Source organism: Myxococcus faecalis (genome assembly GCF_050039385.1).
Classification (GTDB): Bacteria; Myxococcota; Myxococcia; order Myxococcales; family Myxococcaceae; genus Myxococcus; species Myxococcus fulvus.
Window position 1 is genome coordinate 5911026 of the sequence record NZ_CP144336.1, and the last position, 23717, is coordinate 5934742.

General features: G+C 68.9%; 18 protein-coding genes and 2 pseudogenes. 5 read left to right on the top strand and 15 right to left on the bottom strand.

The window, feature by feature from the left end; translation table 11 throughout:
- Nucleotides 1-24 precede the first annotated feature (24 nt).
- The 3 genes from VZQ01_RS23720 to VZQ01_RS23730 all read right to left on the bottom strand — a co-directional run bounded on the left by VZQ01_RS23720 (nt 25) and on the right by VZQ01_RS23730 (nt 4605).
- On the bottom strand, nt 25-1380 hold the full coding sequence (locus VZQ01_RS23720; RefSeq protein WP_408888906.1) for a DUF6986 family protein: 1356 nt from the start codon (nt 1378-1380) through the stop codon (nt 25-27).
- Nucleotides 1381-1407: 27 nt separating this feature from the next.
- Nucleotides 1408-3966, bottom strand: a complete 2559-nt coding sequence (locus VZQ01_RS23725) for a M1 family metallopeptidase (RefSeq protein WP_426744644.1) — start codon at nt 3964-3966, stop codon at nt 1408-1410.
- 114 nt (nt 3967-4080) lie between these two features.
- Nucleotides 4081-4605 carry a hypothetical protein gene (locus VZQ01_RS23730; protein WP_223782818.1) on the bottom strand — a complete coding sequence of 175 codons (525 nt, stop codon included), beginning with the start codon at nt 4603-4605 and terminating at the stop codon, nt 4081-4083.
- Between the two features lie 189 nt (nt 4606-4794).
- Here VZQ01_RS23730 and VZQ01_RS23735 point away from each other — a divergent pair, with 189 nt between their 5' ends.
- Together VZQ01_RS23735 and VZQ01_RS23740 are read left to right on the top strand one after the other, a co-directional pair.
- The gene (locus VZQ01_RS23735) at nt 4795-5454 is read left to right on the top strand and encodes a CHAP domain-containing protein (RefSeq protein WP_223749647.1); all 660 of its coding nucleotides are present in this window, start codon (nt 4795-4797) and stop codon (nt 5452-5454) included.
- 188 nt (nt 5455-5642) lie between these two features.
- A complete protein-coding gene (locus VZQ01_RS23740; RefSeq protein WP_370640395.1) occupies nt 5643-6407 on the top strand; it encodes a transglycosylase domain-containing protein in 765 nt (254 codons plus the stop codon).
- Between the two features lie 140 nt (nt 6408-6547).
- Here the strand turns inward: VZQ01_RS23740 and VZQ01_RS23745 are convergent, their stop codons facing one another.
- From VZQ01_RS23745 to VZQ01_RS23755, 3 genes are all read right to left on the bottom strand, one after another.
- Nucleotides 6548-8446 carry a CBM96 family carbohydrate-binding protein gene (locus tag VZQ01_RS23745; protein WP_426744647.1) on the bottom strand — a complete coding sequence of 633 codons (1899 nt, stop codon included), beginning with the start codon at nt 8444-8446 and terminating at the stop codon, nt 6548-6550.
- 198 nt (nt 8447-8644) lie between these two features.
- Nucleotides 8645-9229: a hypothetical protein gene (locus tag VZQ01_RS23750; RefSeq protein WP_223749650.1), complete on the bottom strand. Its 585-nt coding sequence runs from the start codon at nt 9227-9229 to the stop codon at nt 8645-8647.
- Nucleotides 9226-9939, bottom strand: coding sequence for a hypothetical protein (locus tag VZQ01_RS23755; RefSeq protein WP_408888909.1), 714 nt, complete (start codon nt 9937-9939; stop codon nt 9226-9228). Before VZQ01_RS23755 ends, VZQ01_RS23750 begins: the two co-directional genes overlap by 4 nt.
- Before the next feature lie 241 nt (nt 9940-10180).
- Between VZQ01_RS23755 and VZQ01_RS23760 the strand changes: the two are divergent.
- Nucleotides 10181-11521 (top strand): annotated as a pseudogene (locus tag VZQ01_RS23760) (AHH domain-containing protein).
- A 49-nt stretch (nt 11522-11570) separates the two neighbouring features.
- Nucleotides 11571-12116, top strand: a complete 546-nt coding sequence (locus tag VZQ01_RS23765) for an imm11 family protein (protein WP_426744649.1) — start codon at nt 11571-11573, stop codon at nt 12114-12116.
- Nucleotides 12117-12143: 27 nt separating this feature from the next.
- On the opposite strand, the pseudogene VZQ01_RS23770 reads toward VZQ01_RS23765, so the two are convergent.
- Nucleotides 12144-12839, bottom strand: a pseudogene (locus tag VZQ01_RS23770) (IS630 family transposase); the annotation flags it as partial.
- Between the two features lie 119 nt (nt 12840-12958).
- Here VZQ01_RS23770 and VZQ01_RS23775 point away from each other — a divergent pair.
- Nucleotides 12959-14137, top strand: coding sequence for an IS256 family transposase (locus VZQ01_RS23775; RefSeq protein WP_426744651.1), 1179 nt, complete (start codon nt 12959-12961; stop codon nt 14135-14137).
- A 1215-nt stretch (nt 14138-15352) separates the two neighbouring features.
- On the opposite strand, the gene VZQ01_RS23780 is transcribed toward VZQ01_RS23775, so the two are convergent.
- The 8 genes from VZQ01_RS23780 to VZQ01_RS23815 form a co-directional block, all read right to left on the bottom strand.
- Complete coding sequence (locus VZQ01_RS23780; protein ID WP_426744653.1) at nt 15353-16564, bottom strand: helix-turn-helix domain-containing protein; 1212 nt, start codon at nt 16562-16564, stop codon at nt 15353-15355.
- Nucleotides 16557-17663: a virulence RhuM family protein gene (locus VZQ01_RS23785; protein WP_426744655.1), complete on the bottom strand. Its 1107-nt coding sequence runs from the start codon at nt 17661-17663 to the stop codon at nt 16557-16559. Before VZQ01_RS23785 ends, VZQ01_RS23780 begins: the two co-directional genes overlap by 8 nt.
- Complete coding sequence (locus VZQ01_RS23790) at nt 17660-18406, bottom strand: hypothetical protein (RefSeq protein ID WP_426744657.1); 747 nt, start codon at nt 18404-18406, stop codon at nt 17660-17662. The genes VZQ01_RS23785 and VZQ01_RS23790 overlap by 4 nt, the downstream gene beginning before the upstream one ends.
- Entirely contained in the window at nt 18403-19668 is a 1266-nt protein-coding gene (locus tag VZQ01_RS23795; protein WP_426744659.1) for a hypothetical protein, read from the bottom strand. Before VZQ01_RS23795 ends, VZQ01_RS23790 begins: the two co-directional genes overlap by 4 nt.
- Nucleotides 19665-19940, bottom strand: coding sequence for a hypothetical protein (locus VZQ01_RS23800; protein WP_426744661.1), 276 nt, complete (start codon nt 19938-19940; stop codon nt 19665-19667). Before VZQ01_RS23800 ends, VZQ01_RS23795 begins: the two co-directional genes overlap by 4 nt.
- Nucleotides 19941-20197: 257 nt before the next feature.
- A complete protein-coding gene (locus VZQ01_RS23805; protein WP_426744663.1) occupies nt 20198-21031 on the bottom strand; it encodes a TIGR02391 family protein in 834 nt (277 codons plus the stop codon).
- A complete protein-coding gene (locus VZQ01_RS23810; protein ID WP_426744665.1) occupies nt 21031-21969 on the bottom strand; it encodes a hypothetical protein in 939 nt (312 codons plus the stop codon). The genes VZQ01_RS23805 and VZQ01_RS23810 overlap by 1 nt, the downstream gene beginning before the upstream one ends.
- The gene (locus VZQ01_RS23815) at nt 21969-23714 is read right to left on the bottom strand and encodes an AAA family ATPase (RefSeq protein ID WP_426744667.1); all 1746 of its coding nucleotides are present in this window, start codon (nt 23712-23714) and stop codon (nt 21969-21971) included. Before VZQ01_RS23815 ends, VZQ01_RS23810 begins: the two co-directional genes overlap by 1 nt.
- Nucleotides 23715-23717: the final 3 nt, after the last annotated feature.

Below are 23717 nucleotides of genomic sequence, written 5' to 3' on the forward strand. Positions count from 1 at the left end.
GCTGTCATGGCGAGCCCGTGGGTCTCACCTGCCCGCGCGGCGTGACTCGACGATGGCCTTGAACGAGCGGCTGCGCAGTTCGTCCAGCGTGAGCCCCGTGGCGAGCACTTCTTCCTGACTGAGCGCGCCACAGCTCGAGCCGCGCAGGAAGAAGTTGAGCAGGCCCTGTCCCGTGGCCGCGTCGTCGAACACGTCGCCCACCAGCGTCGCCTGCGCCGCCTTCTCCATGAAGGCCTTGAGCCGCCGCGTGGCCGCGTCCAGCCCTTCGAGGAAGAACGCATACACGGCCGCGTAGCGCACCGGGAGCTGGGCCGGATGCAAGTCCCACCCCTGATACCAGCCGCGCTCCAGCGAGTGCCGGATGTGGCGATACGACATCTGCCACACCCGCTGCACCGCCTCCGCGTTCTCCCGCAACTGTGTGGGCAGGAGCGCCGTGTCCCCCTGCTTGCGATGCGGAGGCACCGGCATGACGTTCGTCGCGCCGTCCGCCATCTGGATGCCCGTGCCCGCGAGCGACACCTGCACCAAATCCCGCAGGAAGTCGCAGGCCGGGTGCAGCATGCTCTGCACATGCGCGCTCACACTGAGCGCCGCCGTGTAGTCATACAGCCCCAGGTGCACGCTGGAGCATCGCCCCGCCCCCGCGGCCACCAGCGCCGACAGGTGCAGCTTCCCCTCCCGGTCGAACAGGGCCTGCGGCGTCTCCACCATCAGCTCCAACCCCAGCGCTCCCTTCTCCAGGCCGTGCTCCGTCTCCAGCACCTCCAGGATGCGCGCGAGCGCGGCCACCTGCTCGGGCAACGCGACCTTGGGCAGCGTGACGACGAACGACGGCGGCACCTTTCCGCCGCTCTGCTCCAACAACGTCGTGACGAACAAGTCCAGCGTGCGCGACGCCCGCTCGAACAGCTCCTCGCTGAACGACTTCACCCGGATGCCGATGAACGGGGGCAACGTCCCCTGCTCGAGCCCCCGCGCCAGCTCCTTCGCCGCGGACACGGCGTGGCCATCCTCCTCCGCGTCGGAGCGGTGGCCGTAGCCGTCCTCGAAGTCGATGCGGTAGTCCTCCACCGGCTCGCGCTGGAGCTTGTCCACCACGCGCTCGTACACGCGCTGGGCGAACCTCCCTCGCTGGGGCAACCCCAGCCCGTGCGCCAGCTCGGCCGAGTCCGGCGCATAGTCCTTCAACGCACCGAGGGCCAGGTCCCCCAGCTTCCGCGCCGCCTCCGCGCGGAAGAGGTGCGCGCCGCCGTACACGACGTGCACCGGCTGGCGACGGGGGGAGTCCCCCGGGTACGTGCGTGAGAACCCGGCGTTGGCTCGCCGGAGGGACTCACGCACGCTGGAGAGGCTGTTGGGTGTCAGGGTGGTCTTCATCGAGTGCCTCTCGAACGGCGGCTCACGCTACGGCTGGCGCTTCAGCCAGGCGCTGACCTCCGGACCGCAGCGCTCCCGCAGCTCCACGTCCTGCGACAGCCGCTCCAGCGTCTGCGCCGTGGCCTGCTGCGCGTCGTTCACCGGCTGCTCCTTGAGCAGCGTCCTCACCGCGTCCAGGTGCTCGCGCGTGAGCAGCATGCCCAGCGACTCCACGATGCGGCGCACCAGCATCGGCGCGCCGCCCGTGCGGGCGACCACGTCCTTCCACTGCTTGCGCATCTGCGCCCACCAGGACTCGCGGCCCGTGCGGTTGGCGAGCAGGCCCGTGGCGAAGCTCGCCACGTCCTGCGTCTTCACCGTGTCCGAGAAGAACAACGCGCGCGCACGCTCGGCCAGCGCGGGCTCCTCGAACGCCGTCAGCGCCATCAGGTACCGGCGCTGCGTGGCCGGGTCCGGCTCCTTCGGCATCCGCTGCAGGAAGGTGTCGAACAGCTCCGAGTCCCCCGCGCGCGCCGCCATGGACACCGCCGCGTCGAGCAGGTTGGGCTCCAGCGCGTCACGCTCGCCCTTCAGCATCGACGTCACCCGCCGCCGCGCCTCCTCGAGCACCTTCGGCTCCCGCGCCAGACCGCCCAGCGCGCGCACCAGCGCCGCGCGCCGCAGCTTCACCCGGTCCGTCTCTCCGGCCAGCGCCTGCCACCCGAGCTTCTCCAGCCCCGGGCCCAACAGGCGCGCCACCCACGCGCGCACCCGCGCCTGGTCCTCGCCCTCCACCAGTCGGCTCTCCACGTACGCCAGCCGCCCCACCAGCTCGTCCAGGACCGAGTCATCCTCCTCGTTCCCGAACAGCGCGGCCAGGTCCAGCATGTCTCCCACCGTCGCCCGCCCCGAGCGCACCAGCGCCCACTGGTCCGCCAGCAGGGAGATGCGCTCCGACGGCGCCAGCACGTGCAGGTTCGCCGACAGGCCCGCGAGCGTCGCCTTGTCGTAGGCCACCCGGTAGAAGCCCGTGGAGCCCGCGTTGGCGCACAGCCACTTCACCGCGCCCGAGCCCGCCTCCAGCTTCACCGTGGCCTGCTTGTCGCGCAGCAGCACCCGCTGCTCCTTCACGCCGCTGGCGTCCTCGTACCGGAGCACCATGGGCACCGGCCACTTCTCCGCGCTCGCCACGCCGGGCTCCGAGTAGAAGCGCTCCTGCGACAGCGTCACCTCGCGGCCCTCCACGCGCGCCGTCACCAGGGGGAAGCCGCTCTGGCCCACCCACGCCGTGGCCAGCTCCTCCACCGGCTGCTTCGCCGCCTCACCCAGCGCGTTCCACAAATCCTCCTTCACCGCGTTGGCGCGCGCGTGCCGGCGCATGTACAGCCGGATGCCGTCGCGGAAGGGGCCCTCGCCGAGGAACCCTTCAATCATGCGCAGCACCGCGCCGCCCTTCTCGTAGGTGATCGCGTCGAAGCTCTCGCCCGCCTCACCCGCGTTGTTCACTTCGCCGTGGATGGGGTGCGTGGACTTGAGCGCGTCCAGGAACAGCGCGCTGGTGCGGTGCGAGTCGAAGTCCAGCCACATCCGCCACTCGGGGCGCCACTGGTCGACAATCTTGAAGGCAATCCACGTGGCGAACGCCTCGTTGAGCCACAGGTCGTCCCACCACACCATGGTGACCCAGTTGCCGAACCACTGGTGCGCCAGTTCGTGCGTCACCACCTCCGCCACGCGCTTCTGCACCGACAGCGGCGCGGTGGCCGGGTCGAGCAGCAGCGCCACCTCGCGGTAGGTAATCAGGCCGGCGTTCTCCATCGCGCCCGCCTCGAAGTCCGGGATGCCCACCTGGTCCACCTTGGTGAAGGCATACGGCAGGTCGAAGTATTCTTGGAGTCGCGGCAGCACCGCGAGCGCCACGTCCTGGCCGAAGCGCGTCAGGTGCTTCTTCTCCTCCAGCGCCCAGGTGCGCACGGGCACCGTGCCCACGTGCTCCACGGGCGTGCCCACCAGCGGGCCCACCACGAGCGCGATGAGGTAGCTGCTGAGCACCTCCGTCTCCTGGAACGTCACCTTCGTCAGCGCGCCGTCCTGCTCCTCCTTCACCACCGGGCCGTTGCCCAGCACCGCGAGGCCCTGGGGCACGCGGACGCTCAGCGACCACTTCGCCTTGAAGGCCGGCTCGTCGAACGAGGGGAAGACGCGGCGGGCGTCCGCGGCCTCGAACTGCGTGGCCGCCACCTTGCCCGCCGAGTACAGGCCGCGCAGGCCGTCCGTGAAGGGGCCCGTCCAGGCGACGTCCAGCTGCGCCTCGCCCTGGGGCAGCGGCGCGTCGAAGGTCAGCCGCACCGTCTCGCTCACGGCGTTGACCTGGATGGAGGCGGGCTTGTGCGACGCGCCACCCTTCGCGCGGAACGTCACGTCCCCCAGCTTCAGGGAGATGGCGTGGAGGATGATTTCGCGCGTGGGCTCCGCCAGCGTCACGTCCACGGTCTGCTGACCAGAGAAGGTCTTCGCCTCCAGGTCCAGGGTCAGCGTGGCCGCGTAGCGCTGGGGGCGAACGGTGAGGGGAAGGCGGAAGTTCTTGTCTTCGGTCGGATGCGCCATAGGGAGGCGGAATCTAGCCTCGCTCAGGGCGCGCGTTCCCACTTCTGTCACGCCGGTGCAAGAAACCTGTCGCCGGCCGGGTGGGGTGTCGTCCGCCACACCCTTCCCGCGGGCCTATCCCCGAGCCCCCTTCGGGCCGCGCGGGACGGGCTTGGGCACCAGCTGGTGGAAGAGGCTGGATTCGCGCTCGAAGAAGCCCTCGGTGTGGAAGGAGTGGGGCAGCTCCAGGAGCTGGAAGTCCAGGTGGTGACACAGCTCGTGCAGCAGCGTGCGCAGGTACGTGCGGAAGGCCACGACGCGCGCCTGCTTCGCGGTGCGCATCCAGACCTGGAGGCGGGGGAGGCGCCCGGCCTCCCAGGTGTACAGGCCGTGCAGCTCACCCTCCTCGGAGGACGGGCGGACCTCCAGCACCTGGACCCGGACGGTGGCCACGTCCAATCGCTCGCACAGGGCATCCGTCAGGGCCCGGCTCGCGCGCTCCAGCGGGGCCCGGGCTCCGCTGGCCAGCGTCTCACGCACGGCGTCGACGAGCGGCGCCAGCGCCCCGGGGGCCCTCACCCGCAGGGACTTCACCCCGTCGCTCATGCGGTAGCTGCGCTGCTGCTCGGGGTCGAGGTTCTCGTAGTAGGCGAAGGGCACGGGGCGGCCGCGCACTCTAGGCGACCGCCGTGCGGCGTGATGCGTCGAGGTGCCAGGAGGACGACTCACCGGGGCAGGGTGGGAAAGGGATTGCTCAAGGGAGGGGCGTGCGTGGGGTGGGGAGATGTTCGCGAGCGGACGTCGGAGGCGTCGAGGGACAGGGCACGTCCATTGCTGTGGCGTGCGGGTATGCATCGTGGCGTGTGGTTGGGGGCGTTGGTGGGGTTGTGGCTGTGGGGTGGAACGGCCGAGGCCGCGAGGCGGAGCCCTCCGAAGCGGGCCGCGGCCGTGTCCCTGTCGGACCGGGCCGTGTGGCGCGCGAAGGGCTGGGTGGGACTGGGCTCGCTGAAGACGGTGAGCAGCTCGGTCAACGATGACTGTTCGGGCCTGACGCAGCTGGCCTACCGCCGCCCCGGGCTCAGCCTGATGCCGTCGCTCACCCTGCCCGGGGAGAACGGCGTGAAGGCCATCTACCGGAAGGCGGGCTCTCTGGGCGCGCTTCGCCAGACGCCGAAGCCGGGGGACCTGGTGTTCTTCCGCGAGACGCTGGACCGCAACAAGGATGGACGTCGCAACGACGGGCTCACGCACATCGGCATCGTCGAGAAGGTGGGGAAGGACGGCACCGTCACCTTCGTGCATCGCGCGGGCGGTGGGGTGAAGCGCGGCCGCTTCAACCAGGCGCGCCCGGACGTGCACAAGGACGAGAAGGGGCGCGTCGTGAATGACTGGCTGCGCCGCCGCGAGAAGCGCCAGCGGGCCTACCTGGCGGGCGAGCTGGTGGCCGGCTTCGCCTCCGTGGACGACAGCTGGCAGGCGCCCGTCACCGCGTCTCGGACGCAGCGCTGAGGGGGAGGTGACGTCCGGGTCGTGAGGCGCTATGCACGGCGCTGATGTCGACCACGGATGGACGACCGGAAGGCTCGCCGGAGGGTCCCGAGGCCACGGCCCGGACGCCTTCGGTGGCGGCTGTGTCCTCGCAGGCCCCCGCGCCTCGTCGCCGTAGGACGTGGCGATTCAAGCTGGTGCTCGGGGCCGTGGCGCTGCTCCTCGGCTTCGGGCTGTACGAGTACGTCACGCTCCCCAAGGCCGCGTCACTCGAGAAGGAGAACCCGAAGTCGACCGCGCTGATGGACCAGCGCGCCGAGGAGGCTCGGGCCGAGGGGAAGAAGGTCCGTCGGCGCCAGCACTGGGTGCCGCTCGCGTCGGTGCCGAAGCACGCGGTGGACTCGGTGCTCATCTCCGAGGACGCGAGCTTCTATCTGCACGAGGGTGTGGACACGACGGAGATGCGCAAGGCGCTGGGGGAAGCGTGGGCGAAGGGGCAGCTGGGGCGCGGGGCGTCGACCATCACCCAGCAGCTCGCGAAGAACCTCTGGCTGTCGACGGACCGCAGCTTGTTCCGCAAGGCGAAGGAGCTGGTGCTCGCTCGGCGATTGGAGGACGCGCTCTCCAAGAAGCGCATCCTCACGCTGTACCTCAACGTCGTCGAGTGGGGGAACGGCGTCTATGGCATCGACGCCGGAGCGCGGGAGCACTTCGGGGTGTCCGCGTCACAGGTCTCCGTGGCCCAGGGGGCCATCCTCGCCGCGATGCTGCCCGCGCCGCGCAAGCGTGGTCCGTCCTCCGGCTCGCGCGCGCTGTGGCGGCGTGCGCACTGGATTGTGGACCGGATGGAGTCCGTGGGGCGCATCTCCGAGGCGCAGGCCACGGATGCGCGTGCAGACATCGACCGGTTGTTGGGGCGCACGCCCGCGGGGAAGAGCGACGACGGAGACGAAGGCGCGGACGACGACGCGTGACTTGCGCGATGGCTCGCGAAGCGCCAGGTGCCATCGTGCGCCTGGTTGATGCCCGTGCCTCTTCGCGCCGTCGCTCCGTGGAGCCTGCTTCACGAGCCTCCAAGGCGGCTCGTGGCCTCAGCTGAGCGGTGGTCGTGCGTTCAGTGCGTGAGCTGGAGGAACAGCAGGTCTCCCGCGCCTCGCGAGGTGTACGACGCGTCTCCGGGCGCCAGGGCTTTCGTGAAGGGAACGCAGAGCCGGGCCTGGCCACCATACGTGACTTGGAGGGCCACGCTGTCCGGCGCGGTGCTCCCCAGCTCCCGGGCGTCGAGGTGCTTCCCCGTGCTGTCGTAGCGCGCGACGAAGTGGAGGACTTCACCCCGTGAGAGCGCAGTGCTCCCGAGCGCGCCGCCTCCGAGGTCCAGCTTCGCGTCCCGCGTCCAGCCGGCGACGACCAGCTCGCCCTTCGAGCTGCGGCCCAGGGACTGGCCGCGCGCGGCTCCCGCGCCGCCCATGACGCGCGCCCAGCCATCCGCCGCCGTCTCGTGCAGCGTACCGAGCAGCACGTCCTCGCTCGCCTCGACCTCCTTCCCGTCGAAGGAGAACCGGCCGCTGACGTCACCGACGAAGGCCACGTCCCCACGTGCCATGGGCGTGAGCGCACGGATGCTGCCCTTGGCTCCGTTGAACGCGCGGAACCACTGCGGCGTGCCGTTCGCGGAGAGCTTGCCGAGGAACGGCGTCTCTCCGCCCGTCGCGTTCAGCAGCCACGAGTCCGTGTGCCCGCCGATGTAGATGAAGCCCGCTCCATCCGTGGCGAGTGCCTCCGCGCTCGAGCCCTCGTCCCCACCAGGAAACGCGAGCGACCAGTCGTGCGCCCCGCTCGCATGGAACTTCGCGAGGAAGAGGGCGGGCACGGAGTCATCCCGCGTCCGGTTCCCCGGGTCCGCGTAGAGCCTCCCGCGCCCCAGGCCCATCTCACCCGTGAAGTGGCCCGTGATGATGACGCTCCCTCGCGAGTCGAGCGTCACCGCCTGTGCCCTCGCGAGCCCCGAGCGCGTGTCCGAGAGCTCCGCGCGGAAGCCTCGGGACCACAGCGGTGTCCCTTCCGGGGACAGCTTGAGCAGGAAGATGCCGGACGCCACCGATGCCTCCTCGATGTACGTCAGCGCGCCCGTGCCCAGGTCTGGGTCACCCTGATACGCGCCCACGACCCAGACCTCACCCGAGGTCGCCACCGCGAGCCCCGTGGCCTCCACGCGCTCGCCCACCGCGTAGGCTCGCGACCACTGGTGCGAGCCATCCGCGCCGTAGCGCGCCACGACGAGTCCTCGCTCGCCCTGGAAGATTTCGCCGCCGAAGTCACCGCTGTCCTTGAAGGCGCCCGCGACGAGGAAGTCGAGCCCATCCTCCGCGCTCGCCATCGCCGTGACGCGCTCGTCTCCTGCTCCACCTCGATGCCAGCTCCAATCCGGTGCGGGTGTCCGAGGAGGCGCCGTCGGCTCCCGTGTCTCCACCACGAGGCGCGGCCGCATCGCCGGGTCCACGTCCTCGCGCGAGGCGAAGTCCGCGCCGTCGATGTCCGTCGAGAAGAGTCCGAAGTCCCGCGTGCCGTTCCCCGTCACCGCGGACGTCACATCCAGCTCCACCCAGCGGCCGGCGCGCACCTCCTTCGCGCCGGACAACGTGGGGCCCACCGCGGCGGGCTGCCGGTCGAACGTGACGCTGTCCTCCTTCCAGTCGGAGTCCACCAGCCGGACGACAGGCCCATGGCCCGAGCCGTTCGTCACGAACAGTCGCAACACCGCGCGCTTCACCGGGCCCTTCAGCCCCGACACCTCGAAGCGCAGGAAGGAGCGGTACTCGACGGGGGCGTCGTCCACGTAGAGCTGTGACGCGGCGCCGAAGTTCTTGTCGGGCCTGACGGAGTCGACGTGGGCATCCGCGACGGCGACGAAGGTGCCGCCTCCGGTCGCGAAGTCGCCCTGCTGGTCCAGGGGCGTCACCGCTTCGGGTGACGTGAGGCCGCCACAGTGCGGCAGCAACGCCAGGACCGCCATCGCCCCCGCCTCTCGCCATCCCCGCTTCCTGCTTCCGTGCATCGTCCCCCCCACGCCGCGTGCTCGCGAGGAGGCCGGCTGTGCATCGGGGGTGCCGCGCGCGGACGTGCGCGGCCCGACCCTCGCCTCATCCCGACGGACGAGGCGAGGGGCAAGGCGCTTCCTCCGAGGAAGAAGACGAGGGCCCGGCGTGGGGCGCTACAGTCCGCCCGCTTCCAGCGCGCCACCCAATCCCGGGAAGGGCTTGGTCAGCACGGCCTGGAACACGATGTCCTCGAGGACAATCTCGACGGGGAACCGGGGCGTACCCAGCCCGCTGCGCACCACGGTGTTGCTGACGATGAACCAGACGCGCCGCTTGCCCACGGCGTCCTTCAGCGCGGGATGGTCCAGTCGGATGGGCGTGCGGGTCTCCGGGTCGAAGTCCCGCGTGGGGAGGATCTCCGCCGCCTGCGCGTAGTACGCGGGCCGGTTCAGGTCCGAGTAGACGAGGGGCTCGTCCGGTGTGGCCTGCCCGGTGAAGGACAGCCGCATGGACGTGCGCAGCGTCAGCGACGGGGATGGGTTGACGATGGTGAACGTGGAGGAGACCTCCTCCACGACGATGTCCAGGTCCTCGGTGTTGACCGACTCCTCGGGCAGGTCGAGCGCCACCTCGGCGTAGACGGGCTGGAGCACGGAGGTGACGGGCACGCGCACGTCGAAGGGCTCGGTCGCGATGTCGATGCGCGCCGAGCAGCCGGACAACATCAGGACACTGCAGGCGAAGAGGGCGCGCATCATCGGAAGGACCAGGAGACATCGAAGACGGGAAGGACGGGGAGCGTCTCGCCGGGGACGGCCGGGTCGCTCAGGTCGACATACGTGGCGCCGAGGCCCAGGCCGAAGCCCTCGCCGCCGTAGCGGATGCCCGCGGCGGCGCGCAGCTTCGCGCCACCCTTCACCCGCACGCCGGCCTCCGCGACCACGGACCAGTGCCCGACGAAGTTGAAGGCCGCGCCGCCGGTGAAGGACAGGTAGTCGGTGGTGTAGCGCGCGTAGCGGGCCTCGCCCTGCACCAGCAGCCGGCCGAGCGACAGGCCGTAGACGGCGTAGAACGAGGGGCCCTGGAGCTCGGGCTCGAAGCGTTGCAGGCCGGTCGTCCGGGACTCGACGATGCCCGAGTAGACGGAGGCGCCGACGAAGTGCGTGTAGCGCGCGCCCAGGACGAAGCGGTGCGGGCCGGACGCGAGCGCCCAGCGCAGGCCCAGGTTGGGTGCGAGCAGCAGGTCCGCGTAGACGGAGGTGTCCAGCGCGAGCCCCGCGAACAACGGCAACGCGGAGCGCTGCAGCCCGAGCACGGGCGCGTCGATGACCTCCGCCGCGTCCGAGCCCATCAGTCGCGCGGTGTTGGTGCGCACGCCGACCGAGGGCTCCGCGGAGGCGGGCAGGGGAGACAGCCAGGAGACGAGGAGACTGCACAGGGCGGCGGTTCCGGTGCCAATGGCTCGCACGCGAGAACATCTGGAGTGTTTCAAATGGGGTGCTCCTGAAGTGGGCGACGCGGGTCCGGCGTGCGCCTCACGTGCGTCATCTTCGCACTTGGGTCCTCAGCTCGCCAACCACCTGACTGGCGGCCTCGTGCGAAGAGGATGGGGCGGGGGGAGAGGTCGTGCTGACACCAGATGTCAGGTGGCCATCACAGATGCTCCGGCATGGCATGCTCTTCCAAGGGACGCTTGTGAGGGGCATTGCATGCGACTTTGCTGGGCAGTGCCGCTGCTCCTGCTGATGTGCATCACGGGCTGTGCGACGACTCGCATCGTGCGGCTGGAAACCGGACAGGATTCCTTCGTTGTCACTCCGAGCGAGGAGCCAGGCGCGGAACTGGCGTCCGTCGAACTGGACGACGACGAGTTCGAAGCAGCTCTCACCGTGCTCGCTCGAGACGTTCGCCCGCAACGCAACCCGATGAGGCAAGCGAGAGACCTCTTTGGCGTTCCGCCCCGCGGTGGCGTGTATGGCTATGAGAGCCACCCGCCTCGGTTGACACTCCAGTCTCGAGAAGATGCGGACGGCCTTCGCCTGCTGGAGGCCTACGCGGACGAAGAGCTGACGCGTGCCTATGGACAGTGGTGCCAGCGAAAGGACCGGCCCGGAGACTGCCTGCGCCTGTTGGAGGAAGGCCCCTTGCTCGCCAGCGACGGCAAGTTCACCTGGGCCTTTGCCATCGCGATGGACTCGGTGTGGGAAGAGACCGCCGAAGCCTTGGAGGACATGGTGGACCCCGTCGCGGTCATGTCCACCATCACCGCCGGCGCGACGATGTAGCTCATGCTCTGGGCGCTGCCCGAGCCGCTCTCGAAGGGTGTCGCGGCGGCCTTCACATCCCTCGCCATCGCCTACCTGGGGGTGGATACGGTCTGGCGCCTGTTGGACGGCTGGCTGACGTTGGTGCGCGAAGTGGAGCGGGCGACGACCTACGCGCAGCTTCAGGTGGCGAGTGAGGCGTATGGAGAAGTGTTGGGAGAGAACGCGGCGCGCGTCTTCGTGATGCTCGCGACGGCCGGGGTGGGCAGCACCGCGGGGCTGGCTTCAAAGGCCGTGGGGCTGCCGGGGTCCGCCCAGGCGGCTCTCGCCGTGGAGTCTCAGGCTGGCATTCGCTATGTCGCTGTCGGAGGCGTGCGGACCGTCGCCGTGACGACGGAGGGCTTCACCTTGGCGCTCGCTCCCACCGCCATGGCCATGGCGAACCAGGGCGCGAGTGGTGGTGGTGAGCGGCACCACATCGCCACGAACAAGAACGATGTCTCATCGGCGAGAGGTGGACCCTGGTCGCCGCGATTCAGGCGGCTGTTCGCGAGGGCTGGCATGGAGCTCAAGGATCCTGAAAACATCGTCAGGGTCTCAGGTCACCAGGGGCCTCACCCCAAGAAGTACCATGATGCGGTCTTCTTGCGGCTCCAGGATGCATTGGGGCCGTGCCGGACGGTGGAGGCTTGCCGTGCAGCGCTCACGCGAGAGCTGCGCAATCTCGCCACGGAAGCCCAGACTTCAGGACCGGTCATCAACAGGCTCCTGACTCAAGGTAAGTAGGACCGGCGAGCAACCCACCATGCCGAATCCATCGCGATACTTCAGGCTCATGGAGAACGTCCAGGCAGGGAACTGGTACCTGGGCGATCCGCTCACGAAGCAGGGACACGAGCTGGAGGACTTCAGGGAATTCTCGTCGGGGCGACCCGCCCAGGTCTTCGACCGCCTGACAGTTCCCATCGACGAGCCCGGGAGGCGATTGGATTTCAGCACCGCGGGTGCCGGGGCGACCCCCATCGTGCACGTCAGGGTGGCCACCCTCTTCGCGGAAATGGCCCCGAACGACGTGCAGTTGATCCCTGTGAGCATCAAGGGCTGCCCCGATGAATACCTCATCCTCGTCGCGACGCGCCTCGTCCGATGTATCGACGATGAAGCCTCTGAGGAGGTGTTGTACTGGAAGCCGGAGGATGAGCGCCCGGACAAGCTCGGCATGTATCGAAGCGTCTTCGGGATGCGGATCGACCCCGCTCAAGTGGGTGACGCCAGGGTGTTCCGTCCCTGGGGATGGTCTGGCGTGCTCATCGTCTCCCAGGACATCAAGGCGGCGCTGGAGCGCGCGAACGTCACGGGCGCTGAGTTCGAGGAGGTCTAGTAGCTCGGCACAGAGGTTTTGAAGGGTTCAGGCAGCGGCTGTTGCTGCCTGGGCCTGGGGGTATGCTCGACCAAGCTTGGTGCGGGCGCCCTCGATGGTGAAGCGCCAGCGGATCCGGGCACGTTCCTTGTTTCGCATCCGCTCCCATCGGGCCACCTCCCGCTTCAGGGTGGCCTTGTTGGGGATGCGTCTGTCCAAGCACTGGCGGTTCAGCACGCCGATTTCAATCTCCACCATGTTCAGCCAGCTGGCGTGCTTGGGCACGAAGTGGAACTCCAGTCGTTTCAGAATCCGCCCGGCTTCTTCTGGAGGGAAGGCTTCATAGAGGGCGCCGGGGCTGTGCGTGGACAAATTGTCGAGTACTACCCGGATGGTGTCCGCCTCCGGGTAGTGCACGTCCACCAACTCGCGCATCCGCGCGGCGAAGTCCTTGGCGGTGCGCTGGTCCGAGACTTCGACGTGGCGCCAGGGGCGGTGCACGTCCAGAAAGACGAAGAGGTTGGCTGTTCCGTTCCTCTGGTACTCGTAGTCGTAGCGTCGGGGCTTGCCGGGCTCGGCAGGCAGAGGGGTGCGGACTTCTCCGATGAGCTGCGTGGGCGACTCGTCGAAGCACACTACCGGCCTCTTGGCATCCGGCGGCTCGGCGTAGAGTTCCAGCACGTCCTCCATTCGGGCGACGTACTCGGCATCCACCTTGAGGATGCACCACATGCGCTGCTGCCAGGTCGTGTCCCTATAAGTGTGTAGAAGGCAAGGAGGGACGAGCGGGAAAGAGGGAAGCTCCTCGGTGAAACCAACCGAGACGGTCTCCCCCTGGCAGGGGAGCCGAGGAGTTCCCTGAAGTGGACGATACCGAGTTTGCCGCGCCCTCGCACGAGGAGGTGCGCACCGACGTGCGAGGCCTGTTCCTGGGAGCCATCCGCATGACGCTGGAGATGCTGCTGGAAGAAGAGATTCGAGGGCTGGTGGGGGCCGGGCGATGGCAGCAGGTGGCGGGGCGGAAGGACCAGCGCAACGGCAGCTACCTGCGCGGCCTGCTGACGTCCATGGGGCACCTGGAGGTGGCCGTGCCCCGGACGCGGGCCAGCGGCTCAGCGGAGGCCGTCCTGGGGCGCTACAAACGGCGCAGCGAGGAACTCGACGAGGCGATTACCAGCGCATACGTGCAGGGCGTCTCCACGAGGAAGATGGGCCGGGTGACGCGAGCGCTCATGGGTGAGGAGGTTTCGCGTTCGACGGTGAGCCGAGTGACGAAGTCCCTCGAAGAGAAGGTGGAGGCCCTTCGCACCCAGCCTCTCACCCAGGCCTTCCCCTACCTGTACCTGGATGCCACCTTCCTGGACGCCCGGTGGGCGCGCACGGTGCAGAACGTCTCCGCCCTGGTGGCCTACGGCGTGGGAGAGGATGGGCACCGGCACCTGTTGGCCGTGACTCTGGGTGGCAGCGAGTCGCAGGACTCCTGGCTGGAGCTGCTGCGCCAACTGCTCGAGCGAGGGCTGAGGGGCGTGCGCCTGGTCATCGCCGACGGGCACGCGGGGCTGGCCGCCGCGGCCCGGCAGGCACTGCCCGAGGCCCAGCTCCAGCGCTGCACGGTGCACCTCACCCGGAACGTCCTCGCCAAGGCTCCCTGGCGCCTGCGCGGACGCCTCGGCAAGGAGACCTCGGCCGTCTTCGAGGCCCCCTCTCTCCAGGACGCCAGGAAGCGCCTAGAGGCGCTCCAGGCCGGGCTGGGCCGCCAGGTCCCCGAGGCCATGGCGTGCCTGCGCGAGGGCTTCGCCGCCGCCACCTGCTTCTTCTCCTTCCCCAAGGCCCACTGGAAGCGCCTGCGCAGCACCAACGGCCTGGAGCGTCTGCACGGCGAAGTGAAGCGCCGCATCCGCTCCGTGGGCGCCTTCCCGGACCGTGCCAGCGCGCTGCGTCTCATCACCGCCGTCGCCCTCGAAGTCACTGGCATCTGGGACGACCGTCGCTACCTCGACATGGCCCTGCTCAACTCAACCCCAGACACCGCCGCTGATTGACACCGCCAAGGAGCATTCCTCCCCCGAACCCCCTCCGAACAACTACACGCGATTCGGGACTTGACCCTCTCGCGCAGGCAGGCGGTATTTGTTCACGCGCAGCTCCGCGCGGGCGGAAACGGCCTCGCCTCTGCGGATCATCAGGGCCGTCTTGGGGCGGTCGCGGCGGACCGCTGCGCGGGCCTCGGCACGGCCCCGCAACGGGCGCTGGCGGCGAACGCGGGCGCATCCTCGGGTTGTCCCTGTCCTCGCCCAGCCGGAGCCACCACGGCGCGCGGGCAAGGGCCGAGAGGAGGGGCAGAGGGCCGTGCCGAGGACGCGGCCAAGAGTTTCTGAGGGCCGTCTCGGAGAGTCTGCGCGTGCGACGAAATCAGGAGTACCCAGTAAGGACTGAGGGCGTTTCGCTCTCTCGGTTAACAGAAACGAAGGGCCGGACTGGCCTCAAAAGGCTCCGGGCCGTCTTGGAGACAGGGAAGCGAAGCAACCCTGGAAGGTACGACATCGAAAGGCCTGGATTGTTAGAATCGGTCGTCCGAAGTGGTTAACAAAACTGTTAACCACTCTCGGCCTCTCTCTCCCCAAAACGGGTGAAAGAGCGGTCCAGAGAGCCCAATCGGCGGCGGAGGAGAGGGGGCATCTCGCTCTGCGGGGTAGAGAGCCGAGAGCGCCCTCTTCAGCACCGCGAGCCAGAATCCCTTGGGATTCAGCGGCTTAAGCACGAAGGCCCCGCGATATCATCGCGAGGCCCTGTTAAACAAAAAGGGCCCTACCGGTTGGTAGGGCCCTTCAAGTAGCTCCGGGACCGGGCTGCTTCGGCGAGGTCCGACGCGCCGTCGAGCCGAGAGAGCGCGAATGCGCAGACGCCCGCGGAGGATCGCGGCGCGCGGCGTTGAACGCGGGTCTCGGCGGAATGTTCGTCGCGTAGGTCGGGGTCGCCGTCGCCGATCGGCGTTCGGAGAGGGACCCGAGAACCGGAGGGATACCCCGCGTGGTCAACAGGTGTCGAGCGGCCTCCAGCCAGATCCCAAGAAACCTCCTCGGCGGCGTCCTCGACGACGCCGGCCCCCTTCGACAGCCGCCACCAGGCCGCCCACGTTGGCGCGAGGCGCGCAGGAAGTCCGGGTTGGCGCGCCTGGCGCGGCCTGCGGACAAAGGGCGACCGTGCGCGCCGTCCGCGAAGCAGGGGCGCGAAGGTGAGGTCCGCAGGTGTCATCGTCAGGCAGCCTTCGCGGGCGAGGCGTCGGCCACGAGCGCGTAGCCCTGGAGAATGCCGTTGGCGTACGGGCGGCGCTTGCGAACGTCGGCGAGGTCGATGACCGCGGCCTCGGGTTTGCTGGCCGCGAACTCCTCCGGCGTGCGCCCGTCGATGCCCTGGTGGGGGCGCTCGGTGTTCGCGTAGCGCCGGTACTCGTCGAGATAGAACTGGAGCTCCTTCGCGTCGGCCACGCGGATGTGCCGGAGCAGCTCGCGGCGGACGGAACCGATGGCACGCGCCGCGTAGCAGTTCATCGACGGCAGCCCGGTCAGCGTGACCTCCTCCTCGATCTCGAGCACGCGGAGCTGGCGCGCGAACTGCCCGGCGAAGTGCGTGCCGTGGTCGTGGACGACAGCCTTGGGCGCGCGCTTCTCGCGGGCGCAGACCTCGTTGAAGGTGCGGATGGTCCACACCGAGTCGACGTCCCAGCCGTCGTGGACGCGGAGGTCGAGCAGCTCGCGGGTGTGCACGTCGATGATGAGGAGCGCCTGGAGCCACACTCCCTTCGCCGTCTGCACCGCGAAGAAGTCGAGCGCCCAGAGCGCGTCCTTGGCGGTGGACCTCACGCGCTCGAAGTCGAGCTTCCTCCCCGGGCGCGGCGAGAACCCATTCTCCCTAAAGATGCGGGCGATGGTCGGTTCGCTCACGCGGATGCCCATGCGCCGCAGCTCCTCGCGGATGCGCCGCTGGCCCCACGCGCGGTTCTCGCGCTTCAGCGTCAGGATGAGCTCGACGACCTTCTCGTCGAGCGGCGGTCGCCCGCCCGTGGCTGGGCGCCGTCGCAGCGAGCGGAAGCGGGTCGCCCAGCGCCTGATGGTGCGCAGCGAAGCCGAGAGGAAGTAGCGCTGGAAGGGCTCGTCGCCGCGCGTGAGGAGGTACGCGAACACCTGCGCGGCGCGCGTGGCCATCGGCGTCGGCGCTGGCTCGGTGCGCTGAGCGAGCTCGGCCTCGAGCGCGTCGAACTGGGCCTTGAGCGCGATGTTCTCGCGGTACAGGCGCGCGGCCTCGGGCATCGTCGTGTTGCGCGGGAGGCGCGAGACGCGGTCCACCGTTGTGAGGAGCAAGTGGTAGAAACCGAACTCGACGGCGCGGAGCGTGAGCGCGGCCGCGCCCTTGATGCGGCCGCGGAGGTCGAGGGTGCGCGGCCTGGAGATCTTCGACGGCTCACTCATCGGAGGACTTCTTCCCTCGGGCCTTGCGCGGCCTGGGGGTCGACGCCGAGGGCTCGCCGCCCGCGAGCCGCTTCGTCTCGGCCACGACCCGATCGAAGTCGCTCTCGAAGAGCCGGTCTTGCACGATGCGGTACTTCTCGAACTCGCTGAGCGCGTGCTGTTTCGCCAGCTCCGCGCTCACCTTGCCGGCGTCCTGCAAGATCTCGCGGTCCCACAAGCGCAAGAAGCCTTGGAGACGTTCCTCCCAGTCGGCCATCGTCATCGGGATGCGCCGCGTCGCCTGCATCTCAGCCATGTCGAGGTAGGCCGAGACGATGCGCTGCATCTGGTCCATCTCGGTCGCCGAGAGGTAGTTCTTGGCGATCACCACGTCGTAGCGGTGGATCTTCCCCTGCGGCGCGCCCTCCCAGGTCGTCAGACCCATATGGGGCTGCTCGGCGTCGGCGCGATCGACGATCACCTCGGCGGCGGTCTGCCCATGCACCGCGAAGTGCAACTTGTTCTGCACGGCAGCGAAGAAACGCTGCGTCGCTGCGGCCCTCGCGTCGTAGTCCACCGAGGTCGCGTAGATGTCGGTGATCTTCTGGTAGAACTTGCGCTCCGAGAGGCGGATCTCCCGGACCTTCTCGAGCTGCCGATCGAAGAACTCCTGGGTGAGCACGCTGCCGCCGGACTTCAGGCGGTCCACGTCCATCACCCAGCCTTGGATGGTGTAGTCCCTCACCACCTGCGTGGCCCACTTGCGAAACTGGACCGCGCGCTCGTTCTCGATCTTGAAGCCGACGGCGATGATGGCCTGCAGGTTGTAGTGCTTGACGTTGTAGGTCTTTCCGTCGGCTGCAGTTGTTAAGTACTGCTTAACAACTGCCTCCTCAATGAGCTCCCGGTCCGTGAAGATGCGCTTGAGGTGCTGGCTGATGGCCGGGACGGTGACGTCGTAGAGCGTCGCCATCATCTTCTGCGACAGCCAGATGTTCTCGTCCTCGTAGCGCATCTCGACGGCCTGCTGCTGCGAGCCGGTAGCGGCGACGAAGGTCAGGTACTCGGCCGCCGACGAGCGCACGATGGAGACCTCGGGCGGTTGCTTCTTGCGGGTCACGCCGTGCCCCCCGGACTCGTTCTCGGCTTGAAGACGAGCGTTGCCACATCGTGGCGCTCGCCCGCGCTTCGGACCTCGACGAGAACCATCGGCCCGAGCGCTCGACCACTGACGTTGACGTCGACTGGGGGGCCACCCACCGGCTGCAGGCGGCCCTCCGCGAAGAGCTGGAGCGCGGCAGGCATCATGGCATGCACCGTCGCCGTGCCGTCTTCAGCGACTGCCCCACTGTGGCGGGCGTAGGGGAAGCTGAGAGACGAGGTTCTGTCGAGGCGAATCCTCACCTCATCGAGGAAGACACCGCCGATCGCGATCCGCTTGTCGACGGGCGGCGGCACCTCCGCGCGAACGCCGTCGGGCAAGCCCACGGTGCAGGTCAGCCGCCGCGCGCCCATCGAGTCCTCGTCGTAGGACCAGTCCTCTACGAGTCGCGGGTCGAGCCAGTGCGGGTTGAAGCGCTCGGCGAGGACGTCGAACGTCGCGGAGCCATGGCATTTCTGCCCCTGGAGTTGCTTCTTCAGCTCGTTCAACTCCTTCACCCGGCGTCGTTCCCAGCGCTTCGACGCGCGCACGCTGGCGTTCCAGAAGGACACCACCAGCGCGAGCACCTCTCTCGCCTGCTCGAGGGGTGCCCTGGAACCAAGCTCGCTGAGCAGCGGCGCGCCGACCTCGAGCACGAGCTCGGCGAGGTCAGCTTCGGGGAGGCGGACGCTCGTCCACGAGTTGGCGTAGCCGCGCGTCATGGATCCTCACCCTCCATCTCCTCCCATGTCTTTCCCGCCTCGACGGCGGCGAGGTTGAAGCGCGCGCCCTGGTTGTCGCTGGGGTTCAGCCAAAGCATCTTCGTGAAGACCGCCTTGGCCACGCGCAGGTCACCGAGACGCCACGCGCAGAGGCCGACGCCGTGCAGACAGCGCAGGAACGGGCGATTGTCGATGAGGCCCCACGCAAGCACGCCGTCGAAGTCCTTCCCGAGCGAGACGCCACCGATGGTGGTGCCCATCTCGTAGTGTCGAAGCGCCTGCTTGGGGTTGCGCTCGAACTCGATGTTGCCGAGGTGGGCGTGCGCGTCGAGGCAGCGAAGATCCTTCGCGAGCAGGTTCATCAGCAGGTCGTATGCGCCCCTCTCGTCGCCTGCCGAGCGCAGCTCAGCAGCTTCGAGAATCGGGTCGGAATCGAAGTCCTCGGGGTCGGCGCTGGGGATGACCTGCTCCAGCTCGAACATCGGCCGTTTGCCGCGCGCGATGATCGGCTTGGCCCAGTCTTCGATGGGCTCGCCTTCTTCGCCCCAGTACTCGTCGTTCGGGTCCCAGTCGCCTTGCTGGTGGAGGGCGAGCGGCGTCAGACCCAGCGCGAGCGCGTCGCAACGAGTCGAGCTGATGGAGCCCGAGATGTACGGATGCCGGGCGTGTGTCCACTCCTTTGTCGGCGTGACCGTGATTATCGACCCGGGCACCTCGTCGCGGACGGCGGTGCGCAGCGTCACCTCGCGGGCGGTGCCGAGCAGGCGGCAGCGGATCGCGTTCGACTTGCAGGCGAGCACGATGAGTTCCACGGACTTTCCGACGACGATGTCCTCGCTCGCGACCTTGTGTGGGCGCGGGGCGGTAGCCACCTGCGCGCTCGCCGCTGGAAGTCCAAGCCAGGCGCGGTACCTCGACACGAGCTGCGCGGCAGGGCTACCGAATGCGAACGTCACGTCCGCCAAGCCGACTTCGTAGGTGTTCTCGCCTCGCTGGCAACTGGCCAAGAGCCCGACGTGCGGCAGGCCAGGGTCGCGGAGCGCAGTCACCGTGACGGGCTCGCCGATCACGTGGGCGTCGGCAGGCAGCCTGAGGTCGGCGCGGGCCTGTGTCTCGAACTCTCCGAGGCCAGCCACATCGTCCTTCGCGCGCCGCCCGGGGACTCCTTCCACGAGGGCGACGTGGTCTGCGCTTTGTGGGTCAGCCGAGACGCGGCTGAGCTTCGCCTTCGTCTTTGAGGCCTTCTTCGGCGGCGTCTTCACGTCGGGATCCTCTCGTCGTCGTCGGACGCGGCGGCGTAGGCTTGGTTCGGGTGGGTCGGCTCGCCGGGGAACAGGCGGCGCAGGCGCCCCTCGGCAACCATCACAGAGGGGGCGAGGTCGGGCGGGAGCCCCGGTCGATCGGCCTCCGACTCCGGGTGATCCGCAGTCAGCTCCGGTCGATCCGCTTCCAACCCCTGCGTATCGATCGGGGGCTGCGCCCTGGGCCCCAACTCGTTGTAGCTCTTCGGCCCGGCCGCGTGCAGGGCGAGCAACTCGCGCTCACGCAGCCTGTGAGCTCGCGCCGCGAGTCCAGCGCCGGATCTCGGTGCGGACTTAGTGCCGACTTGGTGCCGCGGTGGCACCAAGTCGGGCGACGGCAGCATCGAGCAAGCGCTCCCCCGGTCGAACCCCTGCGTACTTGACCCCAATCCCTGGGTACGTGGCCTCAACCCGTGTGTACCCTCGGCCGAGAGCCCCTGTGTATGTGGCTCGAGTTCCGGCGCCCTGACACGCTCGACGCGACCGGTCATCATCGGCCGCCTCCTGGCACCCGTACGGCTCCTTCGAGACGGCGGTGAACGACCGGCACCATCGTCAGGAGGTCGAGCGCCTCCTGCTCGTCGACCGCCCAGCGAGCCTTGAGCTCGTGCGCGGTTGGGTTGCGGAACACTGCGAAGATGCCCTTCATCATGTGCGTCATGCAGCGCTGCTCGCTCTGCTCCGAGATCGAACGGAGCGTGTTCAGCGCCAGGATCGGCGTGCGCGAGCGACGATCGCGGTCGCGCATACCGAAGGCCTCATCGACGAGCTCCGATCCGTCGAGCGTCAAGCCTGAGAGCTGACGGACCTTCTCGGCCACGCTCTTGGTCGCTTCGAGCACTGCATGGAAGTAGTTTTCTTCGAGCAGCTCCGCGCGACAGGCCTTCAGCACATCGGCGTGAACCTGTCGCCGGACAAGCTCGGCCCGTAGGCGACCGGCGCGCGCTTCGGCCTCGCTCGCGGTACGGGCCCGCTGCGCAGCGACTACCTGACCCTGATCGTCAATGCCGAGGCCGCCCAGCGAGAGCACGGCGTTGAGTCCAGCCTGCCGCTCTGCGAACAACTGCGACTTGCCCACGTACCGCGCCGGGTGCATGGCGGCCTGCACGAAGGCGAGCACGTTGTTGGCCACGCCGTCACGCTGCTGACGCGCAGCCAGCGCCTCGTAGAGCCGATGTCGCTTCGTGATGCCTGGCGCGACGTCGTCGATCTGGCACTGACGAAGCAGCCCGCCGATCTCGGACCCCGTGAGACCGCCGCCCGTGTCACCGAGCACACCGCAGAGGGCTTCGAGGGTGGCGGTGTCGAGTCGCTCGATCGCCATCACGTCCCCTTCACGGTGAAGCGGTGGCGGGGAGCACGACGCGCAGAGTCGAAGCCGCGCTGGACGGCGTCGCGGTCATCGCGACCGAGGCGGGTCCAGGTGGTTTGCTCGTTGGGCTTCTTCGTCGTGCCGAACCCGTACGGCAGGCTGATGCCGATGAGGTCAGTGATCAGGTAGCGGTCGTGGATGTCATCCCAGAGGAAGACGTCCACCGAGAGTCCTGCGGTCCTGGCCGCCGTGGTGATGGCTGGCGTCAGCGCCGCGACCACGTCGTTCACCTGAGGGCGCTTGTCGTTGCCACCGCCGTACCAGGCCGCACGATGAATCTCGACGAGCGGCTTCACCGAACGAGAACGCAGCCCCGCAAGGAGCTTCATCAGGTCGCCGTACTGGTGGTGGTCCGTAGGATCGATGAACGGGTCGACGAAGATGAGCGAGTTGGCGTGCCGCAACACCGGCGCGAGGGCGGCCTCGTAGTCCACGAGCGTCCGCCCGAGGCGCAGCGACGGGCTCCGCGACGCCCACCAGGGCGCGCTCGATAGCTTGCTCACGGAGCTGACGATGGCGTTGCGAGCGTGCGGGACTGCCGTGGCATCCGTCGCGATCACGCCCGCGAGGGGCCGCGCCGAGTGGCTCGCGAGCGCCTCGGCGCACCAGTCGGTGTCGGTCTGCGGGGCCGTGGCGACGGCTGCGTCGGCGAGAACGATGCGCTGCTGCGTCCGCAGCTTCTTCAGCAGCTCCTTGCCGCGCTGGTGCCATGGGCGCGACGAGTCGTCGAACGTCTTGACCCATTCGCCGGAGCGCAGGTTGCGGACGAGTCCTTCGTGGAGGAGCACGTCCTTGAGGGCTTGCAGATGGAGGCCGCAGACCTCCTCGCTGGTGTAGGCCGTCACATCGAAGACACCCGGCGTGAGCGCGTACTCGGCGAGCAACGCCATCACAGCACCTCTCGAAGGCCTTCTTCGAAGAAGCCTCCGGGCCATGCCTTGACCAGCTCTCCGCGCTCGTTCAGCGGCATCTTGCGGCTGATGCTACGCGAACCGTCTTTCTCGACCAGCACCACGGAGACATCCTCTGGACGTACGGGGCGAACACCTTCCGGCACGGTGCCTTCGTGAGTCTCGCGCATGCGCCGCATGACCCGCAGGAGCAGATGCTCGCTGTGGGTCTCGACGAACATGATCCGGCGCTGCCCCTCACGGCTCGCGGCATCGAGGAGGAGATCGCCAAGCCCCACCTGCACGGCCGGGTGAACATGGATCTCCGGCTGCTCGACGAGCGAGAGACCACCGCGCCCTTCGATCGCCGCGACCACCACGGGGATGAGCTGAGAGATGCCGGCGCCCACCTCCGACGGCAGCACGAACGAGCCCGCGCCCGTGTCGAGCAAGAGGCGCCGCACTGTCTTGTCGACATGGCCTGCCGCGACGTCCTCGGCGTCGGCGTTGCCTTCGAAGAGCTGCTGCACGACCACCTTGCAGCCGACGTTGAGCTTGCGCAGCCAGTCGTTCGTCCGCTCGACGAGCGTGAGGCGATCCGCGAGGAGCAGGTCCCACGCGGCCAGGCCGTCGGCCCAGCTCGTGATGCGGCCGGCCCGCTCGTAGAGAAACCCGCGCGGCGGGATCGTGCGCAGCGGCCCGATGTATTGGGCGTCACGCAGGAAGCCCGTGAGCTGCGAGATCGTGCCGAGCACGACCATCTCCAAGAACGTGCGGACCTCCAGCGCAGCGTGCTCTCGGAGGGCAATGGACGCCTCGAGCGCCTCGACCTGTCGCTTCACCTCGTCGGACGCAGGCTTGAGTCGGAGCGAGACGAGCTCTTCTTTGTCGCCCTCGATGTCGCCTGCCGCCACGACCCGCAGGGGCTCGCCCGGCGCAGGCAGGGCTGACGCCCGAGTCCGCGCGAGCGCGAACACCGGCAGCGAGCGGCCATCGCCGAAGCCGCTGCCGTCGCCGAGCCCGGCGCCAGCGCCGCTTCCCCCGCCGTAGCCGCCTCCCTCGGCTTCCAGCTCCCGGTGCAGCTCCTCCTCCGGGATGGCGATCTGCTCCCAGGTTTCGGTGACGTCCGCCGGTGCGTGCTTGGCGGTGAGGGGGCGCCGAGTACCATCGGCCTCGATCGCGTAACCACCAGGCAACTCCCGCGTCTCGGTTGCAAGAAGCGGATGGCCAAGGTTGACGCGCGCGTGGAGCGGCTCCCCCTCGCGCATCGTCGCGCCGACCTCGAGCCACAGGAGGGGCTCGGAGTCGCCGTTCACGCCGATGCGCACCTGGCTGACGATCGGGCCTTGGAACGCGGTCGTGGTGCGGTGCTCGATGGTCAGCTCGAGCCACGCGCTCTCCACCTCGTCGTCGAGGTCGGGGAACGGGAAGTCGGTCAGGTCGCGCCCGAAGCGCTCGAGGCCGCCGGGCGTGGCGAACTCGGCGCGCAGCACGATGCCGCGCGCGGTGTCGTGCTGGTGGACGAGCCGAGCGAAGCCGCCGAGCTCGAGCACGTGGCCGCCCAGCTCGGTGCGATCGACGTCGGCCGAGCCGCGCTCGATCAGCTCGTGCAGGTAGACGAGCGCCTGCAGGATGCTGCTCTTGCCCGCGCTGTTCGCGCCGAACAGGAGGGTCAGCGGCGCGAAGTCGACGCGCTGGCGAGCCCCGATGCCCTTGAAGTTCTCGATCTCGAGCGAGGTCAGCATGAG